Annotated in this window: 15 protein-coding genes; 3 read left to right on the top strand and 12 right to left on the bottom strand. The window is 76.5% G+C overall.

Annotated features, from left to right (window positions below; all coding sequences use genetic code 11):
- Positions 1-42: 42 nt before the first annotated feature.
- The 9 genes from IEY94_RS12925 to hemL form a co-directional block, all read right to left on the bottom strand.
- A complete protein-coding gene (locus IEY94_RS12925; RefSeq protein WP_189170396.1) occupies positions 43-1,512 on the bottom strand; it encodes a menaquinone biosynthesis decarboxylase in 1,470 nt (489 codons plus the stop codon).
- Positions 1,513-1,588: 76 nt separating this feature from the next.
- A complete protein-coding gene (locus IEY94_RS12920) occupies positions 1,589-2,728 on the bottom strand; it encodes a hypothetical protein (RefSeq protein ID WP_189170395.1) in 1,140 nt (379 codons plus the stop codon).
- Positions 2,725-3,231: a SigE family RNA polymerase sigma factor gene (locus IEY94_RS12915; protein ID WP_189170394.1), complete on the bottom strand. Its 507-nt coding sequence runs from the start codon at positions 3,229-3,231 to the stop codon at positions 2,725-2,727. The genes IEY94_RS12920 and IEY94_RS12915 overlap by 4 nt, the downstream gene beginning before the upstream one ends.
- Positions 3,232-3,265: 34 nt before the next feature.
- On the bottom strand, positions 3,266-4,261 hold the full coding sequence (ccsB, locus tag IEY94_RS12910; protein WP_189170393.1) for a c-type cytochrome biogenesis protein CcsB: 996 nt from the start codon (positions 4,259-4,261) through the stop codon (positions 3,266-3,268).
- Positions 4,261-5,877 (bottom strand): cytochrome c biogenesis protein ResB, encoded by a 1,617-nt coding sequence (resB, locus tag IEY94_RS12905; RefSeq protein ID WP_373291286.1) that lies wholly within the window; start codon positions 5,875-5,877, stop codon positions 4,261-4,263. Before resB ends, ccsB begins: the two co-directional genes overlap by 1 nt.
- Positions 5,817-6,557: a cytochrome c biogenesis CcdA family protein gene (locus tag IEY94_RS12900; protein WP_189170392.1), complete on the bottom strand. Its 741-nt coding sequence runs from the start codon at positions 6,555-6,557 to the stop codon at positions 5,817-5,819. Before IEY94_RS12900 ends, resB begins: the two co-directional genes overlap by 61 nt.
- Positions 6,557-7,072, bottom strand: coding sequence for a TlpA family protein disulfide reductase (locus tag IEY94_RS12895; protein WP_189170634.1), 516 nt, complete (start codon positions 7,070-7,072; stop codon positions 6,557-6,559). Before IEY94_RS12895 ends, IEY94_RS12900 begins: the two co-directional genes overlap by 1 nt.
- A gap of 149 nt (positions 7,073-7,221) precedes the next feature.
- Positions 7,222-7,866 (bottom strand): histidine phosphatase family protein, encoded by a 645-nt coding sequence (locus IEY94_RS12890; protein WP_189170391.1) that lies wholly within the window; start codon positions 7,864-7,866, stop codon positions 7,222-7,224.
- Positions 7,863-9,194: a glutamate-1-semialdehyde 2,1-aminomutase gene (hemL, locus tag IEY94_RS12885; RefSeq protein WP_189170390.1), complete on the bottom strand. Its 1,332-nt coding sequence runs from the start codon at positions 9,192-9,194 to the stop codon at positions 7,863-7,865. Before hemL ends, IEY94_RS12890 begins: the two co-directional genes overlap by 4 nt.
- A 101-nt stretch (positions 9,195-9,295) precedes the next feature.
- Between hemL and IEY94_RS12880 the strand changes: the two genes are divergently transcribed.
- Positions 9,296-9,616 (top strand): STAS domain-containing protein, encoded by a 321-nt coding sequence (locus IEY94_RS12880; protein ID WP_189170389.1) that lies wholly within the window; start codon positions 9,296-9,298, stop codon positions 9,614-9,616.
- A gap of 36 nt (positions 9,617-9,652) precedes the next feature.
- Here the strand turns inward: IEY94_RS12880 and IEY94_RS12875 are convergent, their stop codons facing one another.
- The gene (locus IEY94_RS12875; RefSeq protein WP_189170388.1) at positions 9,653-10,555 is read right to left on the bottom strand and encodes an NADP-dependent oxidoreductase; all 903 of its coding nucleotides are present in this window, start codon (positions 10,553-10,555) and stop codon (positions 9,653-9,655) included.
- Positions 10,556-10,747: 192 nt separating this feature from the next.
- On the opposite strand from IEY94_RS12875, the gene IEY94_RS12870 reads away from it, so the two are divergent.
- Both IEY94_RS12870 and IEY94_RS12865 read left to right on the top strand, forming a co-directional pair.
- Positions 10,748-11,125 (top strand): hypothetical protein, encoded by a 378-nt coding sequence (locus IEY94_RS12870; RefSeq protein WP_189170387.1) that lies wholly within the window; start codon positions 10,748-10,750, stop codon positions 11,123-11,125.
- Positions 11,126-11,224: 99 nt separating this feature from the next.
- Entirely contained in the window at positions 11,225-13,312 is a 2,088-nt protein-coding gene (locus IEY94_RS12865) for a S9 family peptidase (protein WP_189170386.1), read from the top strand.
- Positions 13,313-13,332: 20 nt separating this feature from the next.
- Here the strand turns inward: IEY94_RS12865 and IEY94_RS12860 are convergent, their stop codons facing one another.
- Both IEY94_RS12860 and IEY94_RS12855 read right to left on the bottom strand, forming a co-directional pair.
- Positions 13,333-14,181 carry a type IV toxin-antitoxin system AbiEi family antitoxin gene (locus IEY94_RS12860; protein ID WP_189170385.1) on the bottom strand — a complete coding sequence of 283 codons (849 nt, stop codon included), beginning with the start codon at positions 14,179-14,181 and terminating at the stop codon, positions 13,333-13,335.
- 245 nt (positions 14,182-14,426) lie between these two features.
- Positions 14,427-14,747 (bottom strand): STAS domain-containing protein, encoded by a 321-nt coding sequence (locus IEY94_RS12855; protein ID WP_189170384.1) that lies wholly within the window; start codon positions 14,745-14,747, stop codon positions 14,427-14,429.
- Between the last annotated feature and the right edge of the window lie 287 nt (positions 14,748-15,034).

Genomic DNA, 15,034 nt, shown 5'->3' with positions numbered 1-15,034 from the left:
GGCGGGCCGGCGGGCTCGGGTCGCGCGGGTGCGCCGGGGCGGTCAACGGCGGTCCGGGATGCCGTACTCGCGCCAGCGCTTGTCCACCAGCGCCGCCACCTCCGGCGCCATCGCCATCGGCTCCGGCCAGCCCCGGCCGTACCCCTCGGTGGGCAGCTTGCGGGTCGCGTCCACGCCGGCCTTGCCGCCCCAGAACTGCTGGTACGAGGCGTGGTCCAGGTGGTCCACCGGACCCTCGGTGAGCAGCAGGTCGCGGGCGTAGTCCACGTTGCCGAACGCGCGGAACGCCACCTCGGCGTAGTCGTGCACGTCGCAGTCCTCGTCGACGACCACGATCAGCTTGGACAGCGACAGCAGGTGCGCGCCCCAGATCGCGTTCATCACCTTCTGCGCGTGCTTCGGGTACCGCTTGCGGATCGACACGATCACGCAGTTGTGGAACACCCCGGCCGCCGGCAGGTCGTAGTCGACGATGTCCGGGATCAGCAGCTTGAGCAGCGGCAGGAAGATCCGCTCGGTGGCCTTGCCGAGCCCGTGGTCCTCCTGCGGCGGCTGCGAGGTGACGATCGAGTGGTAGATCGGCCGCTTGCGGGTGGTCATCGCCTCGACGTGCAGGACCGGGAACGGCTCCACCGGGGTGTAGAAGCCGGTGTGGTCGCCGAACGGGCCCTCGGGCAGCCGCTCGCCCGGCTCCAGGTACCCCTCCAGCACGACCTGCGCCGACGCCGGCACCTGCAGCGGCACGGTCAGGCAGTCGACCATCTCCACCCGCTCGCCGCGCAGGAAGCCGGCGAACAGGTACTCGTCGATGTCGCTGGGCAGCGGCGCCGTCGCCGCGTACGTCACCACCGGGTCGGCGCCGAACGCCACCGCCACCGGCAGCCGCTGCCCCAGCCGCTCGGCGACGGCGTGGTGCGCGGTCGAGTCCTTGTGGATCTGCCAGTGCATGCCGAGGGTGTTCCGGGAGTGCTGCTGGAGCCGGTACAGGCCCAGGTTGCGCTTGCCGGTCTCGGGGTGCTTGGTGTGGGTCAGGCCGAAGTTGTGGAAGATCCCGCCGTCGCCGGGCCACACCTGCAGGCCGGGCAGCCGGTCCAGGTCGACGTCGCCGCCGCGGTAGACGACCTCCTGGCAGGCCGCCCCCTTCACCTTGCGCGGCGGCACCGCCTTGAGTTGCAGGACCTTGCCCAGCCCCTCGCGGATGCCGGACCAGCCGACCGGCAGCTCCGGCTTGACCAGCGCCCCGATCCGGTCGCCGACCTCGTCGAGCGAGTCCACGCCCAGCGCCAGCGCCATCCGCCGCTCGGTACCGAACAGGTTGATCGCCACCGGCATGTCGCCCCGGGTCGGCTTCTCGAACAGCAGCGCGGGGCCGCCGGCGCGGACGGTCCGGGTGACGACCTCGCTGATCTCCAGCGTGGGGTCGACGGGGACGCGGACCCGGTGCAGCTCGCCGGCGGTGTCCAGGGCGCGGAGGAACTCGGGCAGGTCGGCGTACGGGAAACCACGGGCCATCCACCCATCCTCCCGCACCGACGCACCCACCCGACCCCGACCCCGTCGCAGCGGCAGTGCCAGCCCGGACCGGTCGCTACAGGTCGCCCAGGCCGGGGGCGGCGGCGATGACGGGGGAGCCGGAATCCGGGGTCGCCAGCGGGCGGCAGGCCGCCGCCGCGTCACACACCACGTACCGCCCCGCCGCCCGCCGCACCAGGTACCGCTCCGCGTCCACCCACTGCACCACCTCGTCCCCCGCCGACAGCGCCGCCACCGGCTGCCACCGCCCCGCCCGCACGTCCGCCACCCGCAGCAGCACCGGCCCGGGCGGCCCCGCCCCCGCGTCGTCCGCCGCCGGCGCGGTCAGCCAGCGGGCGTCCGGGGACAGCCGCAGCGGCGCCCCCGCGACCCGCAGCCGCGGATGGCACAGGCCCGAGCCGGGCTCGACGGCCGCCACCGGGACGACCTGGAGGCAGGCGCCGTCCGCCGGCCACGCCGGGCCGTCGATCCGGCGGGCGATCCAGCCGGCGGCCAGGTCGAACGCGGCGCTCGCGCCGCCGTCGCGGACCACGCCGGTCCGGTAGTTCCACAGCCGGACGGCGACCGCGCCGCCGCCGGCCGGGCTGCGCAGGGCGAGCCAGTCGCCGGCGAACCGGGCCAGCTCCACCGGCGCGGCCGGCGCGGGCCGGACGACCAGGTTCGCCACCGGCGCGAGGTCGCTCAGCCGCAGCACCCGGACCGGGCCGGCCGGGCCGAGCAGGGCCACGTGCGCGCCGTCGGCGCTGGCCCGGGCGTCGCGCACCGCGCCGAGCGCGGTCAGGGTGCCCGCCGCGGACAGCCGGGCCAGCTCGTCGGCGCCGGCGCCGTCCGGCCGGTACCGCACCAGCCAGCCGCCGGCCGGCAGCCGGGTCAGCGCGCGCACCGCCGCGCCGGCCGGCAGCGGCACCGGCGGCCCGCCGGCCGGCTCGATCGCGCCGCCGCGGACCACGTCCAGCCGCACCGGCGCGGTGCCGCCCGCGCCGCGCAGCTCGTGCGCGACCACGCCGACGCCGGCCGCGGCGACGCCCAGCGCGGCGACGCCGGCCGCCGCGGCGGCCGCCCGGCGGCGCACGGCCAGCTTGCGGCCGGCGGCGATCACGCGGTCCGCGGACAGCACCACCGGGCCCGGCCAGGCCGCGGCGCGCCGGGCCAGCGTGCCCGCCACGTCGACGCCGATCCCCCGCTCGTCGTTCACGCCGCCACCTCCGGACAGGGCTCGGTCAGCTTCGCGCGCAGCGCGGCGATGGCGCGCGAGGCGTGGCTCTTGACGGTGCCGCGGGAGACCTGGAGGACGTCGGCGATCTCCGCCTCGGTCAGCCCCTCGTAGTAGCGCAGGACCAGGACGGCCCGCTGCTTGACCGGCAGGCGCAGCAGCTCCCGCCAGAGCGCGTCCCGCTCGGCCACGGCCTCCACGGCGTCCGGGACGACCGCGGCGGGTGCGTCCGGGACGGGCTGCTCCCGGTACCGGCGGCCGCGCCACCACGACGTCGCCGTCGTGACCATCGTCCGGCGCACCTGCGCTTCGAGCGCGCCGGTGTCGCGCGAGCGCGGCCCGGCGGCGTACGTCTTCACCAGTGCCGTCTGCACCAGGTCCTCGGCCCGGCCGCGGTCGCCGACGAGCAGGTACGCGCTGCGCAGCAGGGCCCCCGACCGGGCCGCCACGAACTCCCGGAACCGCTCTTCGTCGGCCGGTTGCACGGCCCTCCCCTCCGGCGCTCCGGGTGCGGGCGGGTCAGCCCGCGTCGGCGTAGGAGTGGAGGCCGGAGAAGAAGAGGTTGACGCCGTACAGGTTCATCAGCATCGTCGCGAAGCCCAGGACGGCGATCCAGGTGGCGGTGCGGCGGCGGACGTACGGGGTGGCCCGGGCGTGCAGGTACCCGGCGTACACGACCCAGGAGATGAACGCCCAGGTCTCCTTCGGGTCCCAGCCCCAGTACCGGCCCCAGGCCGACTCGGCCCAGATCGCCCCGGCGGCGACGGCGAACGTCCAGATCGGGAACGCGAACGCGTGCAGCCGGAAGGTCAGCCGCTCCAGGTCCGCCGCGCGCGGCAGCCGCGGCCCGAGCGAGTACGGGAACCGGTACCGGCCCTTCTCGTACCCGTCGCGGATCAGGTACATCGCCGCCGGCACCACGCCCAGCATGAGCAGCCCGGAGGCGACGATGATCGTCGAGACGTGCACCACGTACCAGGCCGACTGCAACGCCGGGACCAGCGGCTTCACCGCGGTGTACGCGGCCATCCCGGCGGCGCCGAGCAGCAGCACGTTGGCCAGCGCGACGAACAGGCCCAGGTGCCGCAGGCCGGGGCGGCGGGCCAGCGCGACCAGCCAGCAGACCGCGCCGACGAGCGTGGTGGCGACCGCGAACTCGTACATGTTGCCCCAGGGCAGCCGGCCGGCGGCCAGGCCGCGGGTGACCAGCACGCCGGCGTGGGCGAGCACCGCGCCGACGGTCAGCAGCACCGCGGCGTGCCCGGCCCACTTCTCGGCCCGGGCCGGCGGGAGGCCGCGCCGTTCGGCGGGCGGCGCCGGCGGCGCTTCGAGGACGGCGGTCGCGGCGCCGCCGCCGGCCGTCGCGCTCGGGGCGGGGGCCGGGGCGGCCGCCCGGTTGGCGGCCCGGCCGACGGCGCTGCGGTGGCCGAACGCGTACTCGGTCGCGTGCGCGATCATCGCGGCCAGGTACGCGAGGATCGTCGCCACGAGCAGTTGGTCGGACAGTTCGGCCATCAGTCGGCCCCTCCCCGGCCGCCCCGCCCCGGGTCCGGTGACCCGACGGCGCCGGCAACCACCTGTGCGAACTCGTCGGCGAAGCCAGGGTAGTCGGTGCGGGGCAGCCCGCCGGCCTCGACCCGGCTGCCGCCCGCGCCCGGCGTGACCCGCAGGAACACCCGGCGCCGCCGGCCGAACAGCGAGCCCATCAGCCCGACCAGGACCACCCCGACGCCGACCAGCACCGGGACCTGGCCGGGGTCGTGCCGGACGGAGACGGTCACCCAGCGCCGGCTGCCGAGGAACTCGACCCGGCTGCCGTCGTCCAGCGTCCACGCCTCGCCGCGGCGCAGCAGCTTCGGCTCGCCGACCTGCTTGAGGCCGCCGTTGGCGACGACCTTCTTGTCCAGCCGGTACACCGAGCCCGGGATGCCCGCGTCCTCGCCGAGATTGCCCCGGTACGCCCACAGCATCACGCCCGGCGCCCGCTCCTCCGGGAACGCCGACCGGACGAACGGCGGCTGCTCGGGCACCGTCGGCAGGAACAGCCCCTCGAACGCCACCTGCAACCGCGGGTCCCGGGCGCCGGTGCGCGGGTCGACGTTGGCGTCCGGGAACTTGGCCGCGCCCTCGCCGGTGGAGTTGTCGTCGATCGGCAGGAACGGCGCCGCGGTGGTCTGCGCCCGGCCGTACCGGTCGGTGTACCGCAGGACCGGGGCGAAGCCGTGGCCGAGCAGGTAGACGTTCGCGCCGCGCAGCCGCAGCGGGTCGTTGACCGCCACCCGCTCCTCCCGGCGCGGCCCGCCGTCGCCGTCGACCGCGAGCGTCGCCCGGAACGTCGCCGGCAGCCCGGTGTCGTGGTACCGCGCGGTGAAGCCGGTCAGCTCGACGCAGAACGGCGGCAGCGCCGCCGGGTCGACGCGCGGGCCGCGGGCGAACTCGTCGTACTGCTGCACGGTGTCGCAGAAGGCGTGGTCCGGGCCGACGACGAGCAGCCGGTTGCCGTGCCAGCCGTACCAGGAGCCGACGGCCACGCCGGCCAGCACCGCGATCAGCGCGGTGTGGAACAGCAGGTTCCCGGTCTCCTTCAGGTACCCCTTCTCCGCGCTGACCCCGACCGACCCGTCGTCGCCGGGCCGCACGGCGACCCGCCACCGGCCGCGGCGCAGCGCCCGGCGCAGCCGGTCGGCGACGTCCGCGGGCGCGCCGGGCACGTCGGCCGGCGCGGCGTGCGCGGCCAGCCGGTCCAGGTGCCGGGGCACGGCCGGCGGCGCCGCCCGCAGCGCCCGCCAGTGCTCGGCGGCCCGGGGCAGGATGCAGCCGACCAGCGAGGCGAACAGCAGCAGGTAGATCGCGGCGAACCAGGGCGAGGTGAACACCTCGAACCCCCACACCCGGTCCAGCCAGCGGGCGGCGTCGGGGTTCCGCCGGGCGAACCCCTCGACGTCCTCGATCTTGACGCTCTTCTGCGGCAGCAGCGAGCCCGGCACGGCCGCGAGGGCGAGCAGGAACAGCAGGATCAGCGCCGTCCGCATGCTGGTGAGCTGGCGCCAGGTGTGGCGCAGGAACGGGATCACAGCCCGACCCCGCCCACCCCGAACGCCCCGCGCAGCCAGATCACGAACGCGCCCCAGCCGCCGGTGACCAGCGCCAGCCCGACCAGGATGAGCAGCCCGCCGCCGACCCGGGTGACGGTCCGGGCGTGCCGGCGGAACGCGCCGAGCACCCGCCGGAAGCCCAGCCCGAACGCGACGAACGGCAGGCCCAGCCCGAGGCAGTACGCGACCGCCAGCAGCGCCGCCCGGTCGGCCGCGCCGGTGGTGGTGGCCAGCCCGAGCACGGCGCCGAGCGTCGGCCCGACGCACGGGGTCCAGGACAGCGCGAACACCGCCCCGAACACCGGCGCGCCCAGCAGCCCCGCCGCCGGCAGCCGGGTCAGCCGCCACTGCCCGCCGGTGCCGGGCAGCAGGCCGAGGAAGGCGACGCCGAGCAGCACGATCAGCGCGCCGACGCCGACCTCCAGCGCCCGCTGGTGCGCGGCGAGGAACCGGCCGACCGCGCTGAACACCACGGCCAGCGGCACGAACACCGCCGCGAAGCCGGCCACGAACAGCCCCGTCCCGAGCAGCACCCGGCCGCGGCGGGGCGCGGCGTCGAGGTCGGCGCCGGCCAGCCCGGTGACGTACGACAGGTAGCCGGGGACCAGCGGCAGGATGCACGGCGACAGGAAGCTGACCAGCCCGGCCAGGGCCGCCGCGGCGAGCGCGAGCAGCAGCGGGCCGCCCTGGACGGTACCGGCGAACGTCTCGCCCATCAGGCCGCCTCGGCGGCGATCTCGCGGACCACCGGTTCCAGCGCCGCCCGCTGCACGCCGGTGCGCAGCAGCCGGGCGACCCGGCCGCGCCGGTCCAGCACGACGGTGGCCGGTACGGCGTTGGGCGGCAGGTCGAAGCCGATCGCCAGCCGCCCGGCCGGGTCGTACCGGCTCGGGTAGGTGACCCGGCCCAGCTCGAACGCGCGCGCCTTGTCCCGCTCGTCCCGGACGTTGATGCCGAGGAAGGCCACCCCGGCGCCGCGGACGGCCCGGTACGTCTGTTCGAGGTCGTCGGCCTCGGCCCGGCAGGGGGCGCACCAGGATCCCCAGAAGTTCACGACGACGACCTTCCCGGCCACCGCGGCGGGGTCGAACGTGCCGCCGCCGACCAGCTCGCCGCGCAGGTCCGGCGCGGGCGTCCGGGCGTCGGCCGCGCAGCGGACCCAGCCGCCGGGGTCGGTGGCGCAGCGGGCCTCGGCGGGCGTACCGCCGCACCCGGCCAGGCCCGCGACCACCGCGAGTGCCGCCCCGGCCGCGACCGCCCGCCGCCGCCCCGCGGGCGCCGCGCGACGCGGGGCGGACCGGGGTGGTGCGGCCGCCGCGGCGCGGACCGGCCCGGCGGCGGGCGCCGCGGGGTGGGTCCGGGTCGGGGCGGCCACGGGGCTCAGGCGCCCTTGGCCGAGGGGGCCGCCGACAGCGCGACCAGGTGCGCGGCCGGCTCGGCGTAGTCGACGCCGGCCAGCGCGGTGCCGGTGAACCGGAACGTCGTCAGCGACGCCAGCGCGCACTGCCGGCGGCGCGGGTCGTGCCACAGCCGGCGGCGCTGCATCCGGCGGCGCAGGATCTCGATCGGCAACTGGTGCGAGACCAGCACCGCCTCGTGGCCGTTGGCGGCGTCCCGGGCGGCGAACAGCGCGGCGGCCATCCGGTCGGCGATGTCGGCGTACGGCTCGCCCCAGCTCGGGGTGGCCGGGTTGCGCAGCACCCACCAGTTGCGCGGGTCGCGCAGCGCGCCGTCGCCGACGGAGACGCGCTTGCCCTCGAACCAGTTCGCGCTCTCGATCAGCCGGTCGTCGACCGTGATGTCCCGGGCGAAGGCGGCCGCGAACGGCTCGGCCGTCTGCCGGGCCCGCTCCAGCGGGCTGGCCACGACGTACGTGACGTCCCGCCCGCCCAGGTGCTCGGCGGCCGCCCGGGCCATCTGCACGCCCAGCTCGGAGAGGTGGAAGCCGGGCAGCCGGCCGTACAGGATCTTCTCCGGGTTGTGCACCTCGCCGTGGCGCAGCACGTGCACGAGCGTGGTCGTCATGCGCCGACCACCGCCGCGGCGGCCCGGGCGGCGGCGGGCAGGGCGGCCGCGTACGCGTCCAGCGCCTCCTCCCCCATCGCCGCGGAGACGAACCAGGACTCGAACGCGCTCGGCGGCAGGTACACCCCGCCGGCGAGCATCGCGTGGAAGAAGGCCCGGAACGCGTCGGCCCGCTGCCCGCGGGCGCCGGCGTAGTCGGTGACCGGGTCGGCGGTGAAGAAGACCGAGAACATGCTCCCGGCCCGGGACACGGTGTGCGGCACGCCCTCTTTCGTCAGCGCCTCGCCGGCCAGCCGGCCGGTGATCGTGGCCAGCTCGTCCAGGGCGCCGTACACCGCGGCGTCGGCCAGCCGCAGCGTGGCCAGGCCGGCGGCGCAGGCCAGCGGGTTCCCGGACAGCGTCCCCGCCTGGTACACCGGGCCGGCCGGGGCGAGCCGGTCCAGCAGGTCGGCCCGGCCGCCGAACGCCGCCGCGGGCAGGCCGCCGCCCATGACCTTGCCGTACGTCCACAGGTCCGCGTCCACCGGCTCCAGGCCGGCCCAGCCGGAGCGGTGGACCCGGAACCCGGTCATCACCTCGTCGACGATGAGCAGCGCCCCGTGCGCGTGCGCGAGCCGGGCCAGCCCGGCGTTGAACCCCGGCAGCGGCCGGATCACGCCCATGTTGCCCGGCGCCGCCTCGGTGATCACGGCGGCGATGGCGTCGCCGTGCGCCGCGAACGCCGCCTCGACGGCCGGCAGGTCGTTGTACGGCAGCACGATCGTCTCGGCCGCGGCCGCGCCCGTCACGCCGGGGGTGTCCGGCAGGCCGAGGGTGGCCACGCCGGAGCCGGCGGCGGCGAGCAGCGCGTCGACGTGCCCGTGGTAGCAGCCGGCGAACTTCACGACCTTGGTACGGCCGGTGCAGCCGCGGGCCAGCCGGATCGCCGACATCGTCGCCTCGGTACCGGAGGAGACCAGCCGGACCCGCTCCATCGGCGTCCGCTCGACCAGCTCGGCGGCCAGCTCGACCTCGGCCGGGGTGGGGGCGCCGAAGCTCGTCCCGTCCCCGGCGGCGGCGCGCACGGCCTCGACCACGGCCGGGTGGGCGTGGCCGAGCAGCAGCGGGCCCCACGAGTTGACGAAGTCGACGTATCGACGCCCGTCCGCGTCGTACAGCCACGGCCCGGCCCCCCGGACCATGAAACGGGGCGTCCCGCCGACCGCCGCGAAGGCGCGCACCGGCGAGTTCACCCCGCCCGGCACCAGGGCGCGGGCGCGGTCGAACAGGTCCCGGGAAACGGGCGCATCGGCCGGGTACGGCGGCGCCGCGACGCGTGTCTCACTCACAGTCCGGCCATTCTGACAGCGCCGCCCGGGGGCCGGTACAGCGCCCCGGGCGGCCCCCTCTCGCCGCGCGGTCCGCCGCGACCCCGGTTACCGTGGGGTGGATGAACCGCCCCGGGCTGCATATCGCTACCGCGCGTGACGAATCCGGTGCGCTGACCCTCCGCATCGTCGGTGAACTCGACATGCTGTCGGCGCCCGAGTTGTCCCGCGTGGTGGAGGAGGGACTGCGCGAACGGCCGGGCCGGATCGTGCTGGACCTCGGCGGGGTCACGTTCTGCGACTCCCTCGGCCTCGGCACGCTGATGCTGCTGAACCGCCGGATCACCGCCGCCCGCTCGGTGCTCGTGCTGACGAACGTCAGCGGCAACCTGCTCCGCACCCTGGACATCACCGGCCTGCGCAGCCTGCTCACCGTCCGCTGACCGACCGCCCGCCGCTCGCTGCGGGGCGCGGCGGGGTCACGCCGGCGGCAGGAGGACCACCTTGCCGCGGCCGTGGCCGGCCTCGACCAGCGCGTGCGCCGCCGCGGCCTCGGCCAGCGGGAACGTCGCCCGGATCGCCACCCGCAGCTCCCCGGCCGCCGCCAGCGCCGCCAGCCTCGCCAGCCGGGCGCCGGTGCGCGCGCCGCGCAGCGTCCGCACGCCCAGCTCGGCCGCGCCGGCGAAGTCGGCGATCGTCAGCACCCGGTCCCGGTCGGCGACCAGTTCGAGCGAGGGCGCCAGCGCGCCCCGCCCGGCCGCGTCCAGCGCGGCGTCCACCCCGCCGGGCGCGGCCGCGCGCACCCGCTCGGCCAGCCCCTCGCCGTACGCGACCGGGGTGGCGCCCAGCGCGCGCAGGTGGTCGTGGTTGGCCGGGCCGGCGGTGCCGATCACGGCGGCGCCGCGGGCGACGGCGAGCTGCACCGCCATCGTCCCGACCCCGCCGGCCGCCGCGTGCACGAGCACGGTCTCGCCCGGGCCCACGCCGAGGGCGTCCAGCGCCAGGTCGGCGGTCTGCCCGGACGCCGACAGCGCGCCGGCGGCGACCGGGTCCAGCCCGGCCGGGCGGGCGGCCAGCCGGTCGGCGGGCACGAGGGCGTGGCTGGCGTACCCGCCGCTGTCGACGAAGCCGAGCACCTCGTCCCCGACGGCCCACCCGGCCGCGTCCGGGCCGACCGCGGCGACGGTGCCGGCGAGGTCGTTGCCGGGGCAGTACGGCAGCGGCACGGCGAGGTCGCCGCGGCGGACCTTCACGTCGTACGGCTGCACCCCCGCCGCCCGCACCCGGACCAGCACCGCGCCCGGCCCCGGTACCGGCGTCGGCGCATCGACCAGCCGCAGCACCGACGGCGGCCCGACCCGGGCGAACTCGACGCGCTCCATGCCGCCACCCTACGGGCCGCCGCGGGCGCCACCGGTCGTCCGGCCGGACTCCGCCGACCGGGTAGCCGAAACATTCTCATACGTGACGTTGCTCACGGCCGTCCACTGGGGACGGCCCTACGTTGGGCCGGCGGCCGCGCAGGGGATGCGGCCGCGCCTGCCACAAGTGCGTCTGCCACAAGGAGGCACCACGTGATCGCTCCGACCACCCGCATCGCCGCCGCGGCCGCCCTCGCCGCCGGGGTCGCCCTCGCCCCCGCCGCCGCGGCGCCCGCCGCGCCGCGGCTCACCCTGCTCGGCACGTTCGACTTCGGCAAGGCCGCCGAGGCCGGCAGCAACGGCCGCGCGGCCGGGCTGTGGTCCCGGCACAGCGTCCGGTCCGGCTTCACCGGCGACGACCTGGAGATCCAGTTCACGCCCACGGGCACCGCCCGGCCGTCCTGGATCTACCTCACCACGCAGGACTTCAACGGCCGCTGCGCCACCGTCGGCGACCGCGGCAAGGAGCTGCGGGTGTGGGTGCAGTACCGGTGCGCCGGCTTCGCCGGGGACTCGCTGGAGGTCCGCTGACCCACCGCCGGGGCGCCCGCGCGCGGGCGCCCCGGCGCGCGCGGGCGCGCGCCGGCAACCGGCCGGGGCCGGGCGCGGTGTACGGGTAACGTGCACAGGGTGACCAGCAGTCGAGAGGCCGCCACCCCGCCCGTGGCGCACCGCGAACCGTCCATCCGCGAGTACCACGGCGACCGGGTCGAGGACGAGTACACCTGGCTCGCCGCCAAGGAGCGCCCCGAGACCCGGGCGTACCTGGAGGCGGAGAACGCGTACACCGACGCCGCCACCGCCCACCTCGCCGGCCTGCGCGAGACCCTGTTCGGCGAGCTGAAGGCCCGGACCCGGGAGACCGACCTGTCGGTCCCGGCGCGGATCGGCAACTGGTGGTACTACAGCCGCACCGAGGAGGGCAAGCAGTACGGCATCCACTGCCGCCGCGCGGTCGCCGCCGGCGAGGTGGACCCGCCGCTGACCGACGGCGGCCCGCTGGCCGGCGAGGAGATCCTGCTGGACGGCAACGTGCTCGCCGCCGGGCAGGAGTTCTTCGCCCTCGGCACGTACGACGTCTCGCCCGACGGCAACCGGCTCGCCTACTCCACCGACTTCGTCGGCAACGAGCGGTTCACCCTGCGGATCAAGGACCTGGCCACCGGCGAGGTGCTGCCCGACGAGATCCCCGGCGCCGCGTACGGGTCGGCCTGGTCGGCGGACGGCGGCACGCTGTTCTACCTGACCGTGGACGAGCAGTGGCGCCCGTACCGGGTGTGGCGGCACGAGGTCGGCACCAAGAACGACGCCGACGCGCTGGTGTACGAGGAGGCGGACGAGCGGTTCTGGGCCGGGGTCGGCCTGACCCGGTCGGAGAAGTTCATCCTCATCGACCTGCACAGCAAGACCACCAGCGAGGTCCGGGCCATCCCGGCGCACGCCCCCGCCTCGCCGCCCACCGTGATCGCGCCGCGGCGGCAGGGCATCGAGTACAGCGTCGACCACCACGGCCACCGCTTCCTCATCCTGCACAACGACGGCGCCGAGGACTTCGCGCTCGCCTACACCTCCGCCGACGCGCCGGCCGACTGGACCGAGCTGATCCCGCACCACCCCGGCACCCGGCTGGAGGGCGTCGACGCATTCCACGACCACCTGGTCGTCTCGCTGCGCGCCGACGGCCTGACCGGCCTGCGCGTGCTGCCGGTCGACGGCACCGCGAGCTGGGACATCACGTTCCCGGAGCCGCTGTACAGCGTCGGCCTGACCAGCAACCCCGAGTACCGCACCGGCGCGATCCGGCTCAGCTACACCTCGCTGGTCACGCCGGCGTCGGTGTACGACTACGACCTGGCCGAGCGCGAGCTGACCCTGCGCAAGCGCACCCCGGTCCTCGGCGACTTCGACCCGACCGCGTACGAGCAGCACCGCGAGTGGGCCACCGCCGACGACGGCACCCGGGTCCCGATCTCGATCGTCGCCCGCCGCGGCGTCGCCCGGGACGGCTCGGCGCCCGCGGTGCTCTACGGCTACGGCGCCTACGAGTCGTCCGTCGACCCGTGGTTCTCCATCGCCCGGCTCTCCCTGCTCGACCGCGGGGTGGTCTGGGCGGTCGCGCACGTGCGCGGCGGCGGCGAGCTGGGTCGGCACTGGTACACCGACGGCAAGCTGCTGGCCAAGAAGAACACCTTCACCGACTTCGTCGCCTGCGCCCGGCACCTGACCGACGCCGGCTGGACGTCGCCGTCCCGGCTGGTCGCCCGCGGCGGGTCGGCCGGCGGGCTGCTGATGGGCGCGGTGGCGAACCTGGCGCCCGAGGCGTTCGCCGGGATCCTCGCGCAGGTCCCGTTCGTGGACCCGCTGACCTCGATCCTGGACCCGTCGCTGCCGCTGACCGTCGTCGAGTGGGAGGAGTGGGGCAACCCGCTGGCCGACCCCGAGGTGTACGCGTACATGAAGTCGTACTCGCCGTACGAGAACGTGGCGGCCCGGCGGTACCCGCCGATCCTGGCGATGAGCGGGCTGAACGACACCCGGGTGCTGTACACGGAGCCGACCAAGTGGATCGCCCGGCTGCGGGCCCGGGCCCCGGAGGGCTCGTACCTGCTCCGGACGGAGATGGGCGCGGGCCACGGCGGTCCGTCGGGCCGGTACGACGCGTGGCGCGAGGAGGCCTTCATGTCGGCCTGGACCCTGGACCGCCTCGACCTCGCCTGACCCCACGCCGCGGCCGCTGGTCAGCGGGGCGGCGGGGTGGTGCGGCCCAGGAGGGTGGCCACGCGGGCCGTCAGGGCGGGTGGGTCGGACAGGTCCAGCGGAGTGCAGCGGAGGATCGTCCAGCCGGCGACCCGGAGGGCGTTCAGGCGCTCCGGGTCGCCGCGGAGCGTCGCGCGCGCCCGGTGGTGGCCGCCGTCGTACTCCACGCCGAGGCGCTCGCGCGGGTACGCCAGGTCCAGCCGACCGAGCAGCCGGCCGCCCGGGTCGCGCACCTCGTACTGCACCCGCGGGCGTGGCAGCCCGCCGGCCCGCAGCAGCAGCCGCAGCCGGGTCTCCATCGGCGACCCGACCCCCGGGTACGCCTGCGCGCACACCCAGCGCAGCCGGCCCGCGCCCGGCCACCCGCGCCGCCGCGCGGCCAGCTCCCGCAGCTCGCCGAGGCGCACCACCCGCCGGTACGCCAGCGCCTCGACCGCCGCCAGCGCCCCGACGGCGGGCTCCTCCCGGCCCAGGTCGAACGCCGTCCGCAGCCCGGTGGTCACCGGCAGCCCGGCGAACGTGGTCACCTCGCCGGGTTCGAGCCGGCGCTGCCACTCCCGCACCCGCTCGGCCGGCAGCCCGCGCGGCACGGGCACGATCACGGTCACCGGCTCGCCGGCCGGGCGCGGCGGTCGGGGCAGGACGTCGACGCCCCAGAGGTGGGCGGCGCTGTACCCGGCGACGGCGCTGCCGGCGGGCAGCAGCAGCGCGGCGGCCTCGATCCAGGTGCGGTGGTCGAGGACGGCGTCCCGGTGCAGGTACACGTCCGGCAGCAGCCGGCGCCAGCTCCCGCCGCCCAGCATCCGCCGCGTCAGCAGCCCCGCCGCCACCGCGTCCCGCCCCCGAAACGGCCGCCCGCGCAACCCCGCGGGTACCCGCGCCCCCCTGACCACGCCCCCACGCTGCCGCCCCCCGCGCGGCGCCGCAGTCACCTTTCCGACATCCCCGCGCGACCGCCAAGACCAACAAGGGGTGGGGTACCGAATAAGGGCCTGATTCGGTACCCCACCCCTTGTTGACCGGTCGGCGCGCCGCGCCTCCCCCTCCCACCTCCCGGCGTGGTGGGTGGGGTGGGTCAGGCGGCGCGGGGATAGGCCTGGGAGATGGCGTGACGGAGTTCCACCTCGTCCCGGACGACCGCGCGGCGGCCCCCCGGCAGGCGCAGGTGCAGCGCCAGGTCGAGTTGGCCGGCATCCTCGGCGGCCTGGGCGAGTACCTCGACCACGGCGGTGTCGATCGCCGTCACGCGGACGAGGTCGATGACCAAGGGCGAGACGCCCTCGTCGAGCAGGTTCTGCAGCGCGGTATCGAGCTGCCGGCTCACAGCGGCACCCAGTGGACGGTCGGCCCAGATCAGCGCCGCCTCGCTCAATCGGATCACGGTGAGGACTGCCATTACCATCACCCCCCGGACCTCACGCCGGGTACGTCAGCTCACTGCCTCGCGGTGCCCGCAGCACCCTCGCTGCGGTTCCCGTTCACCAAGCGCGGCCAGGCTCAGCGACTCTTCAGGGGCGGTGGAGTAACTCCCCGGAGTTGGTAGGTATTCACAACGTTACGGCACACGCCCCTGCCAGGTAAATCCCCTGATCGTCATCACATCCCGAACTCTCCGGTGATACACCCGGACGTCGACCACCGTCCATCCGCGACCGCCGCCGGCCGGAGCCGGGCCGGGCGGCG

The organism is Pilimelia anulata, from assembly GCF_014647895.1.
GTDB lineage: Bacteria > Actinomycetota > Actinomycetes > Mycobacteriales > Micromonosporaceae > Pilimelia > Pilimelia anulata.
The sequence above is the reverse complement of the archived record's forward strand: the minus strand, read 5'-3'. Positions and strand labels throughout refer to the sequence as shown.